Source organism: Stenotrophomonas sp. 78350_Sma (genome assembly GCF_056482105.1).
The window spans coordinates 209955-229094 of record NZ_CM151182.1 but is presented as its reverse complement, the minus strand read 5'-3'; the positions used below and the strand labels follow the sequence as shown (position 1 = coordinate 229094).

At 66.6% G+C, this 19140-nt stretch carries 15 protein-coding genes; 6 read left to right on the top strand and 9 right to left on the bottom strand.

Translation table 11 applies throughout. The annotated features are described in order from the left end of the window. Positions 1-21: 21 nt before the first annotated feature. Positions 22-2004 carry an acetyl-CoA carboxylase biotin carboxylase subunit gene (locus ACZK4H_RS00955; RefSeq protein ID WP_099551551.1) on the top strand — a complete coding sequence of 661 codons (1983 nt, stop codon included), beginning with the start codon at positions 22-24 and terminating at the stop codon, positions 2002-2004. Between the two features lie 21 nt (positions 2005-2025). On the opposite strand, the gene ACZK4H_RS00950 is transcribed toward ACZK4H_RS00955, so the two are convergent. Further along, positions 2026-3201, bottom strand: a complete 1176-nt coding sequence (locus ACZK4H_RS00950) for a putative peptide maturation dehydrogenase (protein ID WP_088430670.1) — start codon at positions 3199-3201, stop codon at positions 2026-2028. A gap of 133 nt (positions 3202-3334) precedes the next feature. Between ACZK4H_RS00950 and ACZK4H_RS00945 the strand changes: the two genes are divergently transcribed. After that, positions 3335-3646 carry an NHLP-related RiPP peptide gene (locus tag ACZK4H_RS00945; RefSeq protein WP_049452942.1) on the top strand — a complete coding sequence of 104 codons (312 nt, stop codon included), beginning with the start codon at positions 3335-3337 and terminating at the stop codon, positions 3644-3646. A 7-nt stretch (positions 3647-3653) separates the two neighbouring features. Here the strand turns inward: ACZK4H_RS00945 and ACZK4H_RS00940 are convergent, their stop codons facing one another. The 4 genes from ACZK4H_RS00940 to aceB all read right to left on the bottom strand — a co-directional run bounded on the left by ACZK4H_RS00940 (position 3654) and on the right by aceB (position 10638). Then, positions 3654-6158 carry a putative peptide modification system cyclase gene (locus ACZK4H_RS00940; RefSeq protein ID WP_185959199.1) on the bottom strand — a complete coding sequence of 835 codons (2505 nt, stop codon included), beginning with the start codon at positions 6156-6158 and terminating at the stop codon, positions 3654-3656. Positions 6159-6175: 17 nt separating this feature from the next. Next, on the bottom strand, positions 6176-7216 hold the full coding sequence (locus ACZK4H_RS00935; RefSeq protein ID WP_099551553.1) for a GGDEF domain-containing protein: 1041 nt from the start codon (positions 7214-7216) through the stop codon (positions 6176-6178). 418 nt (positions 7217-7634) lie between these two features. Continuing rightward, positions 7635-8936, bottom strand: coding sequence for an isocitrate lyase (aceA, locus tag ACZK4H_RS00930; RefSeq protein WP_069118153.1), 1302 nt, complete (start codon positions 8934-8936; stop codon positions 7635-7637). Between the two features lie 64 nt (positions 8937-9000). After that, positions 9001-10638, bottom strand: coding sequence for a malate synthase A (gene aceB / locus ACZK4H_RS00925; RefSeq protein WP_099551554.1), 1638 nt, complete (start codon positions 10636-10638; stop codon positions 9001-9003). 110 nt (positions 10639-10748) lie between these two features. On the opposite strand from aceB, the gene ACZK4H_RS00920 reads away from it, so the two are divergent. Then, positions 10749-11717, top strand: a complete 969-nt coding sequence (locus ACZK4H_RS00920; RefSeq protein WP_099551555.1) for a LysR family transcriptional regulator — start codon at positions 10749-10751, stop codon at positions 11715-11717. A 343-nt stretch (positions 11718-12060) separates the two neighbouring features. On the opposite strand, the gene ACZK4H_RS00915 is transcribed toward ACZK4H_RS00920, so the two are convergent. Next, positions 12061-12375, bottom strand: coding sequence for an immunity protein TriTu family protein (locus ACZK4H_RS00915; protein WP_099551556.1), 315 nt, complete (start codon positions 12373-12375; stop codon positions 12061-12063). 73 nt (positions 12376-12448) lie between these two features. Between ACZK4H_RS00915 and ACZK4H_RS00910 the strand changes: the two genes are divergently transcribed. Further along, the gene (locus ACZK4H_RS00910) at positions 12449-13357 is read left to right on the top strand and encodes a LysR family transcriptional regulator (protein ID WP_099551557.1); all 909 of its coding nucleotides are present in this window, start codon (positions 12449-12451) and stop codon (positions 13355-13357) included. Positions 13358-13475: 118 nt separating this feature from the next. Here ACZK4H_RS00910 and ACZK4H_RS00905 read toward each other — a convergent pair whose 3' ends face one another. Together ACZK4H_RS00905 and lepB are read right to left on the bottom strand one after the other, a co-directional pair. Continuing rightward, positions 13476-14732 carry an MFS transporter gene (locus ACZK4H_RS00905; RefSeq protein ID WP_099551558.1) on the bottom strand — a complete coding sequence of 419 codons (1257 nt, stop codon included), beginning with the start codon at positions 14730-14732 and terminating at the stop codon, positions 13476-13478. Between the two features lie 123 nt (positions 14733-14855). Next, the gene (gene lepB, locus ACZK4H_RS00900) at positions 14856-15482 is read right to left on the bottom strand and encodes a signal peptidase I (protein ID WP_099551559.1); all 627 of its coding nucleotides are present in this window, start codon (positions 15480-15482) and stop codon (positions 14856-14858) included. 247 nt (positions 15483-15729) lie between these two features. On the opposite strand from lepB, the gene ACZK4H_RS00895 reads away from it, so the two are divergent. Then, positions 15730-16131: a hypothetical protein gene (locus ACZK4H_RS00895; protein WP_099551560.1), complete on the top strand. Its 402-nt coding sequence runs from the start codon at positions 15730-15732 to the stop codon at positions 16129-16131. A 3-nt stretch (positions 16132-16134) separates the two neighbouring features. Then, the gene (locus ACZK4H_RS00890; RefSeq protein WP_004153636.1) at positions 16135-16581 is read left to right on the top strand and encodes a 3-dehydroquinate dehydratase; all 447 of its coding nucleotides are present in this window, start codon (positions 16135-16137) and stop codon (positions 16579-16581) included. 381 nt (positions 16582-16962) lie between these two features. Here ACZK4H_RS00890 and dcp read toward each other — a convergent pair whose 3' ends face one another. Continuing rightward, on the bottom strand, positions 16963-19119 hold the full coding sequence (gene dcp / locus ACZK4H_RS00885; RefSeq protein WP_099551561.1) for a peptidyl-dipeptidase Dcp: 2157 nt from the start codon (positions 19117-19119) through the stop codon (positions 16963-16965). Positions 19120-19140: the final 21 nt, after the last annotated feature.

Below are 19140 nucleotides of genomic sequence, written 5' to 3'. Positions count from 1 at the left end.
GCCCACATGAAGCCCGCTGCCATGTTCACCAAGATCCTGATTGCCAACCGCGGCGAGATCGCCTGCCGCGTCATCGCCACCTGCCGACGCCTCGGTATCGCCACCGTGGCGGTGTATTCCGATGCCGACCGCAACGCACGCCACGTGCGCCTGGCCGACGAAGCCATCCACATTGGTCCGGCCGCTGCACGTGAGAGCTACCTGCGCGGCGATGTCCTGCTCGACGCCGCACGCCTGACCGGCGCGCAGGCCATCCACCCCGGCTACGGCTTCCTGTCCGAGAACGCCGATTTCGCCGACGCCTGCGCCGCCGCCGGCATCACCTTCATCGGACCGCCGGCCAGCGCCATCCGCGCGATGGGCGACAAGAGCGCGGCCAAGGCACTGATGGCCAAGGCCGGTGTGCCGCTGACCCCGGGCTACCACGGCGACCAGCAGGCGCCGGACTTCCTGCGCGCGCAGGCCGATGGCATCGGCTACCCGGTGCTGATCAAGGCCAGTGCCGGCGGCGGTGGCAAGGGCATGCGCAAGGTCGAGCGCAGCGAGGACTTCGTCGATGCGCTGGCCAGCTGCCAGCGCGAGGCGGCCTCGGCATTCGGCAACGACCACGTGCTGGTCGAGAAGTACGTCGAGCGCCCGCGCCATATCGAGATCCAGGTATTTGGCGACAGCCACGGCGAGGCGGTCTACCTGTTCGAGCGCGACTGCTCGGTGCAGCGCCGTCACCAGAAGGTGCTGGAAGAGGCACCCGCCCCGGGCATGAGCGCGGAACGTCGTGCTGCGATGGGCAAGGCCGCGGTCGATGCCGCGCGTGCGGTGGGCTACGTCGGTGCCGGCACGGTGGAGTTCATCGCCGGCCCGGATGGCGATTTCTACTTCATGGAAATGAACACCCGCCTGCAGGTCGAACACCCGGTCACCGAGTACATCACCGGTACCGATCTGGTGGAGTGGCAGCTGCGCGTGGCCTCGGGCCAGCCTCTGCCGCTGCGCCAGGACCAGCTGGCCATCCACGGCCACGCCATCGAGGCGCGGCTGTACGCAGAAGATGCCGACCGTGGCTTCCTGCCGTCCACCGGCACCCTGCGCCGCCTGCGCCTGCCGACGCCATCGGCCCATGTGCGCGTGGATACCGGCGTGGAGGAAGGCGACAGCATCACCCCGTACTACGACCCGATGATTGCCAAGCTGATCGTCTGGGACGTGGACCGCGACGCCGCGCTGCGCCGCATGAGCCAGGCGCTGGCCGACTGCCAGGTGGTGGGCGTGACCACCAATGCCGGCTTCCTGCGCCGGCTGGTGAACACCGATTCGTTCGCGCACGCCAAGCTGGATACCGCGCTGATCGAACGCGAACAGGCGGCATTGAGTGCAGTGGGCGACACGGATGACGCCCTGTGGCAGCTGGCCGCCGTGGCCGCGGTTGCTGGCACTGCCGGTGCCAGCACCGACGCGCGCGACCCGCATTCGCCATGGCAGGCCCAGGATGGCTGGCGCCTCGGCGCATCGGCACCGCGCGTGCTGCCGCTGCAGCAGGGCGAACGCAAGCACACGCTGAAAGTGTGGGCACAGGCCGATGGCTGGCGCGTGCAGCGCGATGACGCCGCGCCGGTTCAGGTGATCGGCACAGCCGATGCGCAGCATCTTACCGTGCAGCTGGGCGAACGCCGCTGGTCGCTGCAGCTGCTGCGCGACGGTGACCAGCTGTACCTGTTCGGCGCCGACGGCCAGCACCGCTTCACCCTGCACGATCCGGTGGGCGAATCGGACCACGCCGTGGCCGATGCCGGCAGCCTGCTGGCGCCGATGCCGGGCAAGATCGTCGCGACACTGGTCGCGGCCGGCACCGAGGTCAAGCGCGGCACGCCGCTGGTGGTGCTGGAAGCGATGAAGATGGAGCACACCCTGCAGGCACCGGCGGATGGGACGGTGAAGGGCTATCGCGCCAAGGCCGGCGACCAGGTGGGTGATGGCACGGTACTGGTGGACTTCGAAGCGGCGTGATGCAGCAGAGGCCGCGCGGGGTCAGCCCGCGCGGTCTTCAAGGTTCCAGATCGTGCCTGCAGGGTCCAGCTCGGTCGTGGTCATGGTCGCGGCGCGCCAGCCGAAGCCGCACACAGCGAGCACGCCATCGGTGACGGGATCCAAGGAAAGGGCACGCTCGATTGCTTTCTCGTTGATTGCCGCAGTGATGAACGCACCCAGGCCATCGTCGGTCGCGGCCAGATACAGTGTCTGGGACAGATGACCCGCCTCAAGGGCGATGACGCGGTAGCTTTTCGCGTGCTGGCGATACTTCCAGAATGTACGGTCGAAGCGCGGCGCCAGGATCACCAGCACGTGCGCATCGGCAAACCAGTGCTGCTGGCCCACAACATCCATCACGAAGTCACGGTCCACCTCGCTGTCCGAGGCCACCGGCTCCAGCACATGGGTATCGCCGCGATAGTGGTACAGGCCCGCCGGCAGCCCTTCGACGTGCTGCACCACCAGATAGGCCTCGATGGGATGCAGCCCGCCACCGGAGGGCACGTTCTTCTTCATGAACACCAGGTCCTCGCCGACACGGTGTTCTCCGGTGCTGCCGAAGGTCCGCTGCAACATCCGCGCCAGCATCGGCAGCGGCAGCGGTCGCTGCCAGTCGAAGTTGCGACAGGTTGCGCGACGGGCCAGCAGCGTGTCGAAGGCTGCCGGCTCGGCCCTGGGCAGCGCAATGGCGCCTTCGCTGCAACGTGACACCGTGGTCGCAGGCGGCGCTCCCAGTGTTTCACGCATCTGCACGGCCGTCTCGGTCCTGGACGCGCGCATGTTGCCGACGGCATCCACCCCATCCCAGCGCGAGAATGCGTGCAGCACGGCAGCAAGCGGGTGCCAGTAGGTCGAGCGCAATGCCTCGTCGGCAATCGACGCTGCATCCGTCGCGCTGCCCTGGACAAACACCAGCCCTGCCTGCTGCAGGGGCGACACCATGCCCGCCTCCTCGCTGTCCACCGCGACCTCCTGCCATGCGCTGGGGCTGAGCCGACCCAGCCAGGCCTGCTGCCTGGCATCCAGTTCGACCGGTTCGGGCAAGTGCGGCGCGAGCGCAAGCCAGGCCTGCCTGCGACGAAGCCCATCACCGCCCTGCATCAGGCCCTGCAGGTCGAACGTTGCCGTTTCCCGCAGCTCCATCATCAGTACCGAACAGCGCCTGACCTGCATGTTCTTTCCTTTGGATATTCCTGCCACGTTATCGAGCGATACCGCGATTCCTTGATGGCAGCGCGGCGGTCACTCAAGAAGCGCTCCCCTGCGCCGACATCAAGGTTCCATATCGACGTTTCCGGACCCCACCATGCCCACCCTGCAGCTGGAACCTGCCGTCGCGCAGAATCTTGTGAACCTGCTCGCCACCGATGACGCATTCCGCGGCCGCTTCACCCAGTCGCCGGAGGCGGCGTTGCTGGAAGCCGGCCACGTTCCTGCAGATCCGGCCGAGCTGAGCCAGTTCGTCGCCATGTGCTGTGCCTCCATCGAGCTGGCGGACAAAGCCGTCATCGAGCAGGCACACGCGCAGATCGTCGCGATGCTGTCCAGTGGAACGGCCTACACCGTGCCAATGCTCGAGAACGGCAACACAGGTAATTCCCCGCGTACGCTCCGCTGAGAACCGCTCACCCTTCGGGCCTGGTCTCCGCTGCGGGCAAAGGCCGGGCAGCCTCGCGCACATCCAGCACGTTCATCGCCTGCAGGCAGTAACTGCATTCGATCTCTGCGTACGCAAGGCCGGGGTTGGAGGCCAGCCAACGCTTCTGGTCGAGCATCTGGGCATCCAAGCCCGCATCGCGGGCCGCCTTCATCGCCGCGACCCGCGATTGCACCCGCGAGCGAGCACCCAGATAGGGTTCGAGCAGCTGGAGTGCCTGCAGCGGTTTACCTGATGCGCGCAGCCTCTCCGCGCCCAGCACAGCATCGAATTCGCGGATGACGGCGCTTTCCGGCTTTCTCTGCAACGAAGCCCAGCGACGCTCGACCTGCCTGGCGTAGCGGGCGTCCCCCATGCGCAACCCTACAAGTGCCGCGGCCTGGGCGGTGACGATACGATCAACGGCATCGACCACGGGAACTGATTCGATGCCTTCGAATGTCCGGTGGATCGCCTCATCCAGCAGCGGTCCGACGCTTGAATGCTGGCCCGCCTGCAATCGCGCGACGGCCAGGGGAACATAGAAGTTGAAGCGGTCAACACCGGGCATGGTGTAGCTCCGCTTCATGCCGCGCTCGGCATTCCACAGCGCGGCCTGGATGTCACCCTTGTCCAGCTGGACGGAAATGCGGATGTTGTCGGCGTGATAGTCGCTGGCGTCGATCTTCTGCAACAAGCCCAGGGACCGTGCCAGGTCGCCTCGCGCCGCTGCAACGGTCGCCTGTCGCATCAGTGCTCCCTGCCAGCCGCTGGCCGCTGCAACGGAAAGCGCGCGGTCTGCTTCATCGAACCGCCCCATTGCCAGCAGGATGCGGCCGTACTGATCCTGGCCAACGCCCAATAGATCGACCTGGCTCATCGCAACGCGTTGCGCCAGCGGCAGTGCTTCGCTGAAACGGTTCTCGCAATAGAGGCTGATCGCAGCATTGTTCGCAGCCGGCAGATAGTCCGGATACAACTCGGCCATCTGCATCCATCCATCGGTTGCGCGGTCCGGGTCGCCCAGATGAAGGGTCCAGTTGCGTACGTAGAGCGCTTCACGTGTGGTCAGATGCCGGGACCATCGCTGTGCCTTCTTCAACACGCTGGCGGCACGGGAGAAATCCGCATCCGCGAAATGGCTCCGAGTCTGTCCCAGCCATGCCAGTGCGAATTCTGGATCGATTTCCGTGGCCTGCTGGTAAAACGCCAATGCTCCCTTGTAGTCACCGCGCACGTAGCGCTTCTGGCCCAAGGCAAACGCACGCAGCGCATCCATGCTGCCCGTGGTCACCTCAGGCAGGGATTGGCTGTCGCGCTGGATCAATGCGGGCTCTTCGCCCAGGCGATCGCGCAGCTGGCGCGAAACATCGTCCACCGCCGCCAGTACCGCACCCGCCTTCGCATCGGCGGATACCACAGCCAGGGTGCGCAGCGTCGACGGCTCGATCACCTCCACGCTGAAGCGGGTGCGGCCGCCGACATCGGTAGCCGATGGCACGAACACCAGGCGGGCGCCCGTGCGTACCGCCACAGCGGCGGCATCGCCGCGTTCGCGGACGCCACCATCCAGCGGTTTCCGCATCATCTCAAGGGTGCGGCCGACGCGGTCGTCACTGACGACGTTGACGTAGCGGGACTGCTCGAGACTGATCCGGAACGCCTGGTCCAGGGCGTCATCGAGCAGGCGATTGCCGGTGAAGTTATGCAGCCCGCCGAGCACCACCCAATCGCGTTCGGCGAACGCGATGGCCGGCTGTGGCCGGGTCAGCAACCAGACGCCAAGCACCGCGGCCAGCAGTACGGCAGCCTGCGCCGCCATCGCCAGTGGACGGCGCCACAACGGCAGGTCACGCCGGGCCTTGGCCGTGTGCCGCAGCCGCCCCGGCGTGGGCATGCCCGCCGCCTGCACGCCGTAGACTTCGGCTGGCTGGCTCACGCCCTTGAAACGCCATCGCCCGAACGATCGCCATTGCAGGCCTTCAGCCATCGCGCCCAGCGACCCACTGGAGCGACGCACGATGGATTCGGCCACCGCCGAAAGCAGGATCTGGCCCGGCCGCGCCAACTGCATCAGGCGCGCCGCCGTCGGCTTGGCCAGGCCTTCGACTTCAATCGCCTTGGCGCCAGCCCGCACTGCCTCGGCGCTGTTCTCCCAGGTGAGCACATCGCCCACATGCAGACCGGCCCGCGCCTGCAGATGGATCTCGTGTCTCTGCCCCAGCGGCTGCAGTCCACGCTGGTAATCCAATGCGAAGCCAAGCGCGTCGATCGGGCGCTCGAACAGCATGAACAACCCGTCGGAGCGATCGATCAGCTGGCCGTTCCAGCGCTGCTGCAGCGCCAGCACCAGCCGGTCGTGTTCCTGGAACAGTTCGGCGGCGGCGACATCGCCGATGCGCTCGACCAGCAGCAGCGAGTCACACAGGTCGGTGAACAGCAGGGCGCGCAGTTGCTGGTTGTGCGGCGCCGACGTTCCGTTGTCGCCATTCATCGCCTCTGTCTCCCGATCTAGGGTGAGTCCACTGCGTCTGCCCAACGCAGGCAGTTGCCACCATCGCGCTTGGCCTGGTACAGCGCACGGTCCGCGCTGGCGTACCACTCGCTCCAGCCCGCATCCGGGTCCAGCAGGCTGGCGCCGATGCTGACCAGGCTGACGTGCGGCGTGCCGTGGCTGCGTTCGAGCAGACCATGTACCGCGCTGAGGATGAACTCGGCCGCGTGCTGCACGATCTCGTGGTTGCCACGACGCAGGATCAGGCAGAACTCGTCACCGCCGAGCCGGCAGGTCAGGTCCTGCTCGCCGGCCATCGAGCGCAGGATGTTGCCCATGCTCTGCAGCACGCGATCGCCGGCCTGATGGCCATGGCGGTCATTGATCTGCTTGAAGCGGTCGCAGTCGATCAGCAGCAGCGCCTGCGGCAGCCCACTGCCATCGGCACGGCATTCCTGCAGGTACAGAGTGAGGCCACGGCGGTTGTGCAGTCCGGTCAGTTCATCGGTACGCACCAGCTCACGGGTGTGGGTCAGCTGGTGGGTGGTGATGTAGAGGTTGTCCAGCGCGGTTTCCAGGTCATGGTTGCGCCGGCGCAGCTGGCTGATCAGGGCCTGTTCGTTGGTCAGCACGCGCATGATCGTGCGGCGCAGGAAGTAGGCGACCAGGCCCGGATCGGATTCGACCAGGCGATGGAAGTCGGCGGGCCCCAGCTCAAGCACCTCGCAGTCCACCAGGGCGCGCGCACTGGCGCTGCGCGGGTGGTCACCCACCAGCAGGCCCAGCTCACCGAAGAACTCCTGCTGCCCGAGAGTCTTGATCACCAGGTCCTCGCCGAAGTCCAGTTCGATCTGGCCTTCCAGGATCACGTACATGCGCTCGCCACGATGCCCACGCTGGAACAGCCACTGTCCGGCATGAAGCTTGCATGGACGGGCAAATCTGGCGAACAATGCGACTTCGGCATCGGACAGCAACGCATGCACGATCTCGGCCATCGCCACCCGGGCGATACCTGACGTCACATCACTGTTCTCGGCCGCACCCCTGCCGGTCATTCCCTGCACCCGCCGCCAGCGTCCCCTGGTGAGCCGCGGAGCATAGCACCGCTTTAAAATGTGCGCCCTATCTCATTTTGAGCCTTGAGGTCCGCTTTCCCGATGTGAAGGCGCGCGGTGGCCGTTCTGTCCGCCACGATCGAGGGAAAAGTCGTTCCGGATCAATCTGATGGCCACCTTCACAGGGTTTCGGCCAAGTTGCCGGGCCGTGGGGTGCGCCGGATTGACGCTGGCGGCCTCCATCTGTTCCCCATCGACACAACAACGCCGGCAGGTCCCCCGACCCACCGGCGTTGCCTGGCCCTTCCCTGGCCACCCTGATCGGATTTCGAGGCTTCGGTAGAGCCGGCCGCTGGCCGGCTTCCCTGCAATGCCCGGAAGATCACATGGTCGCCGGCCAGCGGCCGGCACTACCGCATCACGCGGCGCGTTCGCTGCGCCCGCCGTGGAACTGTTCTTCTTCCGTCGAACCGGTCAACGCGGTGGTCGAGGACTGGCCCTGCTGGATCGCCTGGGTCACGGCATCGAAGTAACCGGTGCCGACCTCGCGCTGGTGCTTGACCGCGGTGAAGCCACGCTCGGCTGCTTCGAACTCGGCCTCCTGCAGTTCCACGAAGGCGCTCATCTGGCGGCGTGCATAGCCGTGGGCCAGGTTGAACATGCCGTAGTTCAGCGCATGGAAACCGGCCAGGGTGATGAACTGGAACTTGTAGCCGTAGCTGCCCAGCTCGCGCTGGAACCTGGCGATGGTGGCGTCGTCCAGGTTCTTCTTCCAGTTGAAGCTGGGCGAGCAGTTGTAGGCCAGCAGCTTGCCCGGGAACTTCGCATGGATTGCCTCGGCGAACTTGCGTGCGAATTCCAGATCCGGCTTTCCGGTCTCGCACCACACCAGGTCGGCATACGGTGCATAGGCCAGGCCACGGCTGATCGCCTGGTCCAGACCATTGCGGGTCTTGTAGAAGCCCTCGACGGTGCGCTCGCCGGTGGCGAACGGCTTGTCGTTGCCGTCGATGTCGCTGGTCAGCAGGTCGGCGGCTTCGGCGTCGGTGCGCGCCACCAGCAGGGTCGGCACACCCAGCACGTCGGCGGCCAGGCGCGCGGCGTTGAGCTTCTCGATCGCCTCGCGGGTCGGCACCAGCACCTTGCCGCCCATGTGCCCGCACTTCTTCACCGAGGCCAGCTGGTCCTCGAAGTGCACGCCGGCGGCGCCGGCCTCGATCATCGCCTTCATCAGCTCGAACGCGTTGAGCACGCCGCCAAAACCGGCTTCGGCGTCGGCCACGATCGGCTGCAGGAAGTCGATGTCATCCTTGCCTTCGGCGTGGTGCAGCTGGTCGGCGCGCAGCAGGGTGTTGTTGATGCGCTTGACCACCGCCGGCACCGAATCGGCCGGGTACAGCGACTGGTCCGGATACATCTGGCCGGCCAGGTTGGCGTCGGCCGCCACCTGCCAACCGGACAGGTAGATCGCCTTCAGGCCGGCCTTGACCTGCTGCATGGCCTGGTTGCCGGTCAGCGCACCCAGCGCGTTGACGAACTCGCGCTCGTGCAGCGACGCCCACAGCTTCTCCGCGCCCAGGCGGGCCAGCGAGTGCTCGATGTGCACGGTGCCGCGCAGGCGCACCACGTCGGCGGCGCTGTAGTTGCGCTGGATGCCTTCCCAGCGCGGGTTGGTGTCCCAGTCGTGCTGGATCTGTTCGGCAGTGGGCAGCTTGCTCATGTCTTTCTCCAGTTCGGTTCGTGCGTGCAGCGGGGAGGGAAACGACGGGTTTGCGGGCAGTCGGTCAATCGATGCGCGCGTAGGCCGGCAGGGTCAGGAAATCGGTCAGTTCTTCGCTGCGGCTCAGTTCACCGAGCAGGGCGATGGCTTCGCTGATGCGTGCGCCACCGGGCAGCGCGGCGGTATCGCCCAGCCGTGCTGGCAGCTGCGCCAGCGTGGCGTCGAGCAGAGCCAGGTCGATCGCGGTGCCATCGTCCAGCTGCTGGCCCGGCGTGTGCAGCCACTGCCACAGCTGGCTGCGGCTGATCTCGGCGGTGGCCGCGTCCTCCATCAAGTGATGGATCGGCACGCAGCCGTTGCCATCCAGCCAGGCGGCCAGATAGCGCACGCAGACTTCCACGTTGCCGTCGAAGCCGGCGCGGGTGATGGTGCCCGGCGGCCGTGCGATCAGCTCGTCGCGACCGACGCGCACATCGTGGCGCAGCACGCTGTGCTGGTTCGCACCGGGCATGTGCTCGTCGAAGATCGCCATCGCCACCGGAATCAGCGCCGGGTGCGCGACCCAGGTGCCGTCGTGGCCGGCAGTGACCTCACGCAGCTTGTCGGCGCGCACGCGGGCCATCGCCTGCTCGTTGGCAGCGGCATCGTTGTTGATCGGGATCTGCGCGGCCATGCCGCCCATCGCATGCGCACCGCGGCGGTGGCAGGTCTGGATCAGCAGTTCCGAATACGCCTTCAGGAACGGCTGGGTCATGGTCACCTGGCCGCGCTCGGGCAGCACACGGTCAGCGTGGCGGCGGAAGGTCTTCAGGTAGGAGAAGATGTAATCCCAGCGGCCGCAGTTGAGGCCGACGATGCGCTCGCGCAGCGCGTGCAGGATCTCGTCCATCTCGAACACCGCCGGCAGCGTTTCGATCAGCACGGTCACCTTGATCTGGCCGTGCGGCAGGCCCAGCATGCCTTCGATGTGCGACAGCGCGGTCTCCCACAGCGCCGCTTCTTCCATGCTCTGCAGCTTGGGCAGGTAGAAGTACGGGCCACGATCCTTCGCCTGCAGGGTGCGGGCGTTGTGGAAGGCGAACACCGCCGCGTCGAACAGGCCACCGGCAATGAACTGGCCATCGATGCGCACGTGCTTCTCGTCCAGGTGCCAGCCACGCGGGCGCACGATCAGCACCGCCTGTTCGTCGTAGGGGCGCAGGGTGTAGTGCTTGCCCGGCTTGCCGTTGGCGGCCGGTGCGGTGAATTCCAGATCGCCGCGCACGGCGGCCGCCAGCGACTGCTGGCCGGCCAGCAGGTTGCGCCAGGTCGGCGAGGTCGAATCCTCGAAGTCGGCCATGAACACCTTGGCGCCGGAGTTCAGCGCGTTGATGACCATCTTCGGATCGGTCGGGCCGGTGATCTCGACGCGGCGGTCCTGCAGCGCGGTCGGCAGCGGGGCCACGCGCCACTCGCCGCTGCGGATCGCGGCGGTGTCTTCGCGGAAGTCCGGCAGGCCGCCCTGGTCGAAGAATGCCTGGCGCTTGCGGCGGTCCTGCAGCCGCGCCTGCCGGCCCGGTTCCACCGCCCGGTGCAGCGAGACCAGCAGGGCCAGCAGCGGTGCCGGCAGCACGGTCTCCTGGCCGGCCACGCGGGTCGCCAGGGCGATGCCGGGGGTAGCCTTGCTGGCAGGGGTGGGAACAGCGGAAGCGACGGCGGACATGGGGCAACTCCAGCGGTGGGGGAACGTCTCCACGGTGCCGCTGGGTCTTGGTATTTGGCAAAACAGTTTTTGCAATGCTTTACATAAATTGTGCTAATACTTGTGACGCCATGACCACGCGCCCCTCGCCAAGTCCGCGTTTTTCCTACAAATCCGACCGGTTGAAGCCGCTGCGCGCGTTCTGCCAGACGGTGCGCCTGGGTTCGGTCTCACGGGCGGCTGAGGCACTTTTCGTCAGCCAGCCGGCCATCAGCCTGCAGTTGCAGGCGTTGGAACGGGAGCTGGGTGTGCCGTTGTTCGAGCGCAGCGGGCGGCGCCTGGTGCCCAGTCGCGAGGGCCAGCTGCTGTACGAAATGGCACAGCCACTGGTGGAGAACCTGGATGGGCTGGAGGCGCGCTTCCGCGACAAGGTGCGCGGCCTGGACGCAGGCGAACTGAACATCGCCGCCAACAGTTCCACCATCCTGTACCTGCTGCCGAAGATCGTCGAACGCTTCCGCCTGCACCACCCGGACGTGCGCCTGACCCTGCACAACGCGATCAGCGCCGATGGCACCGACCTGCTGCGCGAGGACGCGGCCGACCTGGCCATCGGTTCGATGACCGATGTGCCGGCCGACCTGAGCTACGCACCGGCCTATCGTTTCGAGCAGGTGCTGATCGCGCCGCACGACCATCCGCTGGCCAGTGGCGGTGAGCTGGAACTGGCCGACATCGCGCGCTACCCGCTGGTGCTGCCGCCGAAGCGGCAGATCACCTACCGGCTGGTGGACCAGGTGTTCCAGCGCCACCGCATCGCGTACACGGTGGCGCTGGAGGTCGGTGGCTGGGAGGTGATCAAGCAGTACGTGGCGATGGGCATGGGTATTTCCATCGTGCCGGCGCTGTGCCTGAACGATGCCGACCGCGAGCGGCTGGCGGCGCGGTCGATGAAGCGCTGGTTCCCGGAGCGCAGCTACGGGGTGATCGTGCGGCGCGGCAAGGCGTTGTCGGCGCAGGCGCGGGCGTTTGTGGAGCTGATCCAGCCGGAGTTGTTCAGTCCGCGCGATTACGACCAGAGCGGGCATTCGGAGCGGTAAGGGGTGTTCGGCAGGGCTGCGCCCTGCACCTGCCGAATCAACGTCAACGTCAACGGCAACTGCAACGTCAAAAGCCGGGCTTCCGTGAGTTGGCGGGGTGGGTCCGGTTGCGGGGGACGCTGCAAGTACGTCCCTGTAAGCTCGGTCGCCGCATCCATGCGGCTCACGCCCCCGCAACCGGACCCACCCCGCCTTCGACAGATTGCTGCTGCTGTTGGTGGGTGTCGACCTTGGTCGACACGGTAGATCCACGCCATGCGTGGATGACGTACAGATGATCGAACTGTTGGATCCGCGGCTCGGATCCCGCTGCCTTGCAACGGGCTCTGACCCTACGTGCAGCTCACGGCGGGAGCGATTGCCCCGTGGGGCCGTCCACGATGGCGAGCCATTGCGCGAACGCGGTGTCGAAATGTTCGGGCTGCAGGTTGGTCCAGCTGCATTGGTAGATCCGCTGCTCTGATTCAACATCAAGAATCTCAGCATCGCATTCACCGGAACTCCAGTAGGTGATGCGGGCGATGACCTGCGCGGTGTCGATGTCGAGCCTGCCAGCCGGGTTGGCGGTGGGGAGACAGCGCGTGGCGATGCCATGGGGTGCAGCCCAGGCCAGGAAGGCGTTCAACCATTCGCGATGGATGGGCGGGTCGAAGGGCATGGGGTTCCGGTCACGGTGGATTCCTGACCGTAAGATAGGCGGGCCGACCGGGCGCGTCATCTGCCGCTGCTGCATGTCCATCGAACTCCGCCACCTGCGTTACTTCCTCGCTGTCGCCGATACCCTGCACTTCGGCCAGGCGGCGGAGCGGTTGGGCATGTCGCAGCCGCCGCTCAGCCAGCAGATCCGGCAGCTGGAAGACCTGATCGGGGCGCGCCTGTTCGTGCGCAGTCATCGTCGCGTGCAGCTGACACCTGCGGGCGAGCTGCTGCAGGAACGTGCACGCGCCATCGTGCAGCAGGTGGAAGCGGCGGTGGACGAGGTGCAGCGTGCGCAGCGCGGCGAGCAGGGTGAGCTGCATATCGGCCTGACCCGCGCCACGCCACTGTCGCCGCAGATTCCGCGTTCGATCCTGCATTACCGCCAGCAGTACCCGCAGGTACGGCTGCAGCTGAGCGAGATGAACACGCTGCAGCAGATCGATGCGCTGCTCGACGGTTCGCTGGACGTGGGCATCATCCGCAAGCGCGCGTTGCCGCCGGAACTGGTGGCGCACAGTCTGTTCGTCGATCCGCTGGCGTTGATCGTGCATGCCGACCATCCTGCTCTGCGCAGACTGTCGAAGCAGGGCGCGCTGTCGCTGCGCGACTTCGCGCAGGAACCGTTCGTGGCATTCCGGCGCAGCGCGGGCGCGGGCATCCACGACCACATGATCGCGTTGTGTGCGGCTGCCGGATTCACGCCGCGCATCGTGCAGGAAGCGGGTGAAGCCTCGACGCTGATCAGTCTTGCTGCTGCCGGCCTGGGTGCGGCAATCCTGCCGTCGTCGTGCGATCACATCCGGGTCGAAGGCGCGCGCTTCGTGGCACTGGCCGATGCTGGCGCGCATTCGGAAGTACAGCTGGCCTGGCGCCGCGAAGGGGTGACGCCGTTGATCCGCAACTTCGCCGGATTGTTGCGCGGCGCGTTTGCCGAAGAGTGAGGCGCCGACCAATCAGGTTTGGTAGACGCCAACCTTGGTTGGCTGCCGTGCCAGAGTGCCGACCAAGGTCGGCATCTACCAGAGCAACGCCGCGCCCGTGCGGAACGCGAGGCAGGCGTCAGGCAGCAACCGGCTGCGGGGCGCGCTGCTGCAGGGCCCAGACGATGCCACCACCGATCAGCGTCAGTACGGCGGCAAACAGGCACACGCCCAGCCAGTCCCAGGCTGCATAGGCCAGGCCACCGACACCACCCAGCACACTGGACCCCAGGTAGTAGGCAAACAGGTACAGCGCCGACGCTTCCGCGCGCATCGTGCCGGCGCGGCTGCCGACCCAGCTGCTGGCGACCGAATGGCCACCGAAGAAGCCGAAGGTCACCAGTGCGATACCCAGCGCCATCGTGCTCAGCCACGGCATCGCCAGCAGCGCGATGCCGACGCCGATCAGCGCGAACGAGATCGACAGGATGCGGCCGCGGCCGTAGCGCGTGGCCTGCTGGCCCATCCACGCCGAACTGAAGGTGCCCACCAGATAGACGCTGAAGATCAGCCCGACCACGGTCTGGCTGAGGTGGTAGGGCGGCGCCAGCAGGTGATAGCCCAGGTAGTTGTAGAGGGTGACGAACACGCCCATCAGCACGAACGAGGTAGCGAACAGCCACGGCAGGCCCGGGTCGGCGAACAGCGTGCGCCAGCGCGACGGCAACTGGCGCAGGCCGTCGCGGCGCGCGCTGAAATGGCGCGACGGCGGCAGCTGCAGCCACAGCAGCACGGTGCTGGCGATGGCGATGATCGAGACCACGCCGATACCCCAGCGCCAGCCCCAGTGGTCGGCGATGATGCCGGCCAGCAGGCGCCCGCTCATGCCACCAATGGCATTGCCGCCGATATACAGGCCCATCGCCAGGCCCAGCGCGCGGCTGTCCATTTCCTCGACCAGGTAGGTCATCGCCACTGCCGGCACGCCGCTCAGCGCCAGGCCGAGCAGGGTGCGCAGCACCAGCAGCGTGGTCCAGTCGTTCACCAGCGCCGTGCTCAGCGACAGCATGGCCGAGGCCAGCAACGCGACGATCATCAACGGACGACGGCCGACCGCATCGGACAACAGGCCGGCCAGCAGCATGGCCACGGCCAGCGTGCCGGTGGTCAGCGACAGCGACATCGCGCTGCCGGCAGCAGAAACGCCGAAGTGGCGGCTGAACTCGGGCAGCAGCGGTTGCACCGTGTACAGCAGGCCGAAGGTGGAGAATCCGGCCAGGAACAGCGCCAACGCGGTGCGGCGGAAGGCCGGCGTGCCCTGCTGGATGCGGGTCTCGGCGCCGGAATCGGCAGTGTGGGGACGGCGTTCGACAGCCGCCGCGGTTTCGCCAGTCATCGGATCGGTGGGCCGGTGGGGTCGGCCGGGCATGGGAGGGAACGGGCCTAGACTAGGCCCACCCATCCAGTCGATCCATAACCTGATAGGTCATGATTGATACGTCTGGCGTATCAATTCAGCTTAGAGGCGCTGCCACTCGAAGCCGTCGCCACGGCGGTAGTACACCGCCACCGCACGGCCGTAGACCTTGTCCGCATCGACGAAGCCGAAGAAGCGGCCATCGAAGCTGTTGCCGCGATGGTCGCCCAGCACCAGCAGCTTGCCGTCCGGCACCACCAGGTCGGCGATGTCCGGGCCGCCCCCCATGTCCAGATCGAGGCGGGCACGGCGTTCACCGAAGGCTTCCACATCCTGCAGGTCCGCGGTCTGCAGCGGCTGGCCGTTGATGCTCAGGTGCCCTTCGTGCAGCTGCACATGGTCACCGGCCACTGCGGCCACGCGCTTGATCAGGCGGGTGCCATCGGCCGGCGAATCGAACACCGCCACTTCGCCGCGCTGCGGGGTACCGGTCGCCATCAGTTCCTTGCTGGTGAACGGCAGGCGCAGGCCGTAGGCACGCATGTCCACCACCACCCGGTCACCAGGCTGCAGGGTCGGCTGCATCGAGCCGCTGGGCACTACGTAGTGGTTGGCCAGGGTATCGCGGGCGGCGGCGAGCAGGCCGAGCATCACCAGCAGGGGCAACGCCTCCTTCTTCAGCCAGGCCAGCGCACGTTCGGAAAAGGGAGGGCGGGCAACGGCATCCATGGCAGGCTCCGGGTAGGTGTAGCTGCATCAGACCACACATGGGGGGAGAGGTTCCCGGTAGCGCCGGGCCATGCCCGTCGGCCGATGGAAACGGGGATGCGGCGCGTTCGCCGGGCATGGCCCGGCGCTACCGATGCAGGGTTACGCAGGTTTTACGCGCTGGACCGGCCACGGGCATCGCACCTTTACGGCCAGCGCGCGCATCGTGTGCCCACCGCGCCACAGGGCGCATTCCGCAAGGTGTTGTATGACCCTCCTGGTGATCCGCCACGCATCTTCGTCGGCACCGCGCCCGCAATTGCCGGCGCAGCTGGCCGGCCATCGCGTGCTGTGCAGCGACTGCGCCAGCCTGTCCGAAGTACGCCAGTGCCTGTGCCAGCCGCACGCGCGTTCGGCCGACTGGGTACTGCTGGATGTCGGCGTGGCCGATGATGCGCAATGGCAGGCCGAGGGTGGCGCGCTGCAGGCGGCATTGGAACGACTGCCGGCGCAGTACATCGAACTGCAGGCACCCAGCGAGCCCGGCCTGGAGGCGCGCCTGCGCCTGCAGCATGGCCCCGCCGCGGTGGTGGTGGACCAGCGCAGCCAGCAGGCCGGTTACCCGTTGTCGCTGGCCATCGTTGGCCACCGCCTGGCACAGGAGGGCTGAGCCATGTCGATCTTCATCATCCGCGGCCCGGAAGCGGCCGGCGCCTTGATCCGCACCGCCATGCCACTGCCGGCGCCGGTACTGAAGTCGCTGGTGCATCGCGCGATCGACGCCGGCACCAGTGTGGCGATCCGTGCCTGCGGTTCGGAGCAGGAACTGCTGGATGCGCTGCGCGTAGCCGACCACAGCCGTGGCGAGGTGACGCTGCTTGACCCGGGTGCCTGTGCCAACAGCCTGCGCCTGCAGCGGCTGCTGCCCTACCTGCACAACGCCTACGTGGAAGTGCATGACGACGGCGCGGTCGCCGAGCCGTGCCTGCCGGCCGGTGTCGGCCAGCGCCTGGGCATCGCCGCCGGGTATGGCGCACAGAGCTATGTGCTGGCGCTGGATATCGCGCTGGATCACCTGGGATTGGCCGAACAGGCGAACCGGGTGCATGTGGGGACGTGATGGCCGGGCTGCGCCCGGCACCCGGTAGTGCCGGCCGCTGGCCGGCAACCTCAACAGCAACAGCAACAGCAACAGCCGGTTTCCTGGGGGATGGCGGGGTGGGTCCGGTTGCGGGGGACGCTGCAAGTACGTCCCTGTAAGCTTGGCCGCGGCATCCATGCCGCAGACACCCCCGCAACCGGACCCACCCCGCCTTCGACAGATCTCCGCGAACTGTCGGAATGGCATTGCCTGCTTCTGGTGGGTGTCGACCTTGGTCGATACATGGATCCACGCCATGCGTGGATGAGCGGCAAACTGCGGAATCTGTCGATGGCATCGATTCAACGAATAACGGCGGGGTTTCCCCCGCCGTTATTTCTTTCGTACTTCAGGTCGCGCTTATTTCAGCCCGCGGAACTTCAGCAGCGGTTCCACCGACGGATCCTTGCCGCGGAAATCGCGGTACAGGGTCGACAGTTCCACGCTGTTGCCGCGCGAGAGAATCTTGTCGCGGAACTCCTGTCCATTGGCCGCGGTCAGGCCACCGTGTTCGGTGAACCACTGGTAGGCGTCATGGTCCAGCACTTCCGCCCAGAAGTAAGCGTAGTAGCCGGCCGAGTAACCACCACCCCAGATGTGGTCGAAGTAGGTGGTGCGGTAGCGCGGCGGCACCTGCGGCAGGTCGACCTTGAACTTCTTCAGCGCGCTGGCTTCAAAGGCGCCAACATCCTGCAGCGGCGCATCAGCCTTCTGCGTGTGCCAGGCCAGGTCGAGCAGTGCGGCCGACAGGTATTCGGTGGTCGCATAACCCTGGTTGAAGCTGCGTGCCTTGAGGATCTTGTCGACCAGTTCCTGCGGCATCGCTTCGCCAGTCTTGTAGTGCTTGGCGTAGTTGGCGAACACCTTCGGATCCAGCGCCCAGTGCTCGTTGAACTGCGACGGGAACTCGACAAAGTCGCGCGAGGTGGCGGTGCCGGCGATCGACGGGTACTTCACGTTCGAGAACATGCCGTGCAGCGCATGGCCGAACTCATGGAACATGGTGGTGACGTCGTCGAAGCTGATCAGCGCAGGCTGGCCGGCGGCCGGCTTGGTGAAGTTGCAGACGTTGTAGACCACCGGCTTGGCACCGGTCAGGCCATCCTGCTCGACGAACACGTCCATCCAGGCGCCGCCGGACTTGCTGTCACGCTTGAAGTAGTCGGTGTAGAACAGGGCCAGCGAGGTGCCGTCCTTGTCAAACACTTCGTACACCTTCATGTCCGGGTTGTAGGTCGGAATGTCGGTACGCGGCTTGAAGGTGATGCCGTACAGCTGGGTGGCGGCGTAGAAGACGCCGTTCTGCAGCACGTTGTCCAGTTCGAAGTACGGCTTGATCTGCGATTCGTCCAGATCGTACTTGGCCTTGCGCACCTGCTCGGCGTAGAAATCCCAGTCCGAAGCGGCGACCTGGAAACCACCCTTCTGCGCGTCGATCACCTTCTGGATCTCGCCGGCTTCGGCGCGCGCCTTGGCGGTGGCAGCCGGCACGGTGTCGGTCAGCAGCTTCAGCGCGGCGGCCGGGGTCTTGGCCATCTGGTCGCCCAGCTGGTAGTCGGCGAAGGTGTCGAAGCCGAGCAGCTTGGCCTTCTGCGCGCGCAGCTGGGCCAGGCGCTGCACGGTCTGCCGGGTGTCGTTGGCATCGCCGCGCTCGGCGCGGGTTTCCGAGGCCTTCAGCACGGCGGCGCGCTGGTCGCGGTCACTCAGCGAACCGAGCACCGGCTGCTGGGTGGTGTTCTGCAACGGCAGCAGGAACTTGCCATCCAGCTTGCGATCCTTGGCTGCATTGGCGGCGTTGTTGATCGCATTCTCGTCCAGGCCGGCCAGCTTGGCCTTGTCGTCGACAACGACGGCCGCAGCGGCAGTGGCGGCCACCAGGCGGGTATGGAACTGGGTGGAAAGGGTGGTTTCTTCCACGTTGAGCTTGCGCAGGCTCGCCTTGTCGGCGTCGGACAGCTGCGCGCCGGCGCGCACCAGGCCGTCGTAGTAATGCTCGACCAGGCGCTTCTGCACCGGGTCCAGTTCCAGCGTGTCACGCTGGTCGTACAGCGACTTCACGCGCGCGAACAGCTTCGGGTCGAGATTGATCTCGTCCTGGTGCGCGGCCAGCTTCGGCGCCACTTCTTCCTGGATCTTCTGGCGTGCATCGTTGGTATCGGCCTGGACCAGGCCGAAGAAGATGCGCGACACGCGGGTCAGGGTCTCGCCGCTGCGCTCCATCGCCACGATGGTGTTGTCGAAGGTGGCCGGCTCACTGCTGTCGGCGATCTTGCGGACATCGGCCAGGTGCTGGCGCATGCCTTCCTCGAACGCCGGCAGGTAGTCGCTGTCCTTGATCTTGTCGAACTGCGGCGCCTGGAACGGCAGCGTGCTGGCGCTCAGCAGCGGATTGGTGGAGGCTTCGGCCGGCTGCTGGGCCGGGGCTTTCTGGGCATCGGACACGGGGGTGGACTCCTTGCCGGAACAGGCCGCCAGCGCCAGGCTGATGGCGGCGGCCAGGACTACGGTACGCGACATGTAAAACGCTCCTTGGGCAGA

Coding starts and splice junctions, on each gene's coding strand:
- aceA (WP_069118153.1), bottom strand. CDS start 8,936: ATGAGCAAGCTGCCCACTGCCGAACAGATCCAGCACGACTGGGACACC.
- ACZK4H_RS00910 (WP_099551557.1), top strand. CDS start 12,449: ATGTCCATCGAACTCCGCCACCTGCGTTACTTCCTCGCTGTCGCCGAT.
- ACZK4H_RS00940 (WP_185959199.1), bottom strand. CDS start 6,158: ATGAATGGCGACAACGGAACGTCGGCGCCGCACAACCAGCAACTGCGC.
- dcp (WP_099551561.1), bottom strand. CDS start 19,119: ATGTCGCGTACCGTAGTCCTGGCCGCCGCCATCAGCCTGGCGCTGGCG.
- ACZK4H_RS00955 (WP_099551551.1), top strand. CDS start 22: ATGTTCACCAAGATCCTGATTGCCAACCGCGGCGAGATCGCCTGCCGC.
- ACZK4H_RS00890 (WP_004153636.1), top strand. CDS start 16,135: ATGTCGATCTTCATCATCCGCGGCCCGGAAGCGGCCGGCGCCTTGATC.
- lepB (WP_099551559.1), bottom strand. CDS start 15,482: ATGGATGCCGTTGCCCGCCCTCCCTTTTCCGAACGTGCGCTGGCCTGG.
- ACZK4H_RS00920 (WP_099551555.1), top strand. CDS start 10,749: ATGACCACGCGCCCCTCGCCAAGTCCGCGTTTTTCCTACAAATCCGAC.
- ACZK4H_RS00905 (WP_099551558.1), bottom strand. CDS start 14,732: ATGACTGGCGAAACCGCGGCGGCTGTCGAACGCCGTCCCCACACTGCC.
- aceB (WP_099551554.1), bottom strand. CDS start 10,638: ATGTCCGCCGTCGCTTCCGCTGTTCCCACCCCTGCCAGCAAGGCTACC.
- ACZK4H_RS00915 (WP_099551556.1), bottom strand. CDS start 12,375: ATGCCCTTCGACCCGCCCATCCATCGCGAATGGTTGAACGCCTTCCTG.
- ACZK4H_RS00945 (WP_049452942.1), top strand. CDS start 3,335: ATGCCCACCCTGCAGCTGGAACCTGCCGTCGCGCAGAATCTTGTGAAC.
- ACZK4H_RS00895 (WP_099551560.1), top strand. CDS start 15,730: ATGACCCTCCTGGTGATCCGCCACGCATCTTCGTCGGCACCGCGCCCG.
- ACZK4H_RS00950 (WP_088430670.1), bottom strand. CDS start 3,201: ATGCAGGTCAGGCGCTGTTCGGTACTGATGATGGAGCTGCGGGAAACG.
- ACZK4H_RS00935 (WP_099551553.1), bottom strand. CDS start 7,216: ATGACCGGCAGGGGTGCGGCCGAGAACAGTGATGTGACGTCAGGTATC.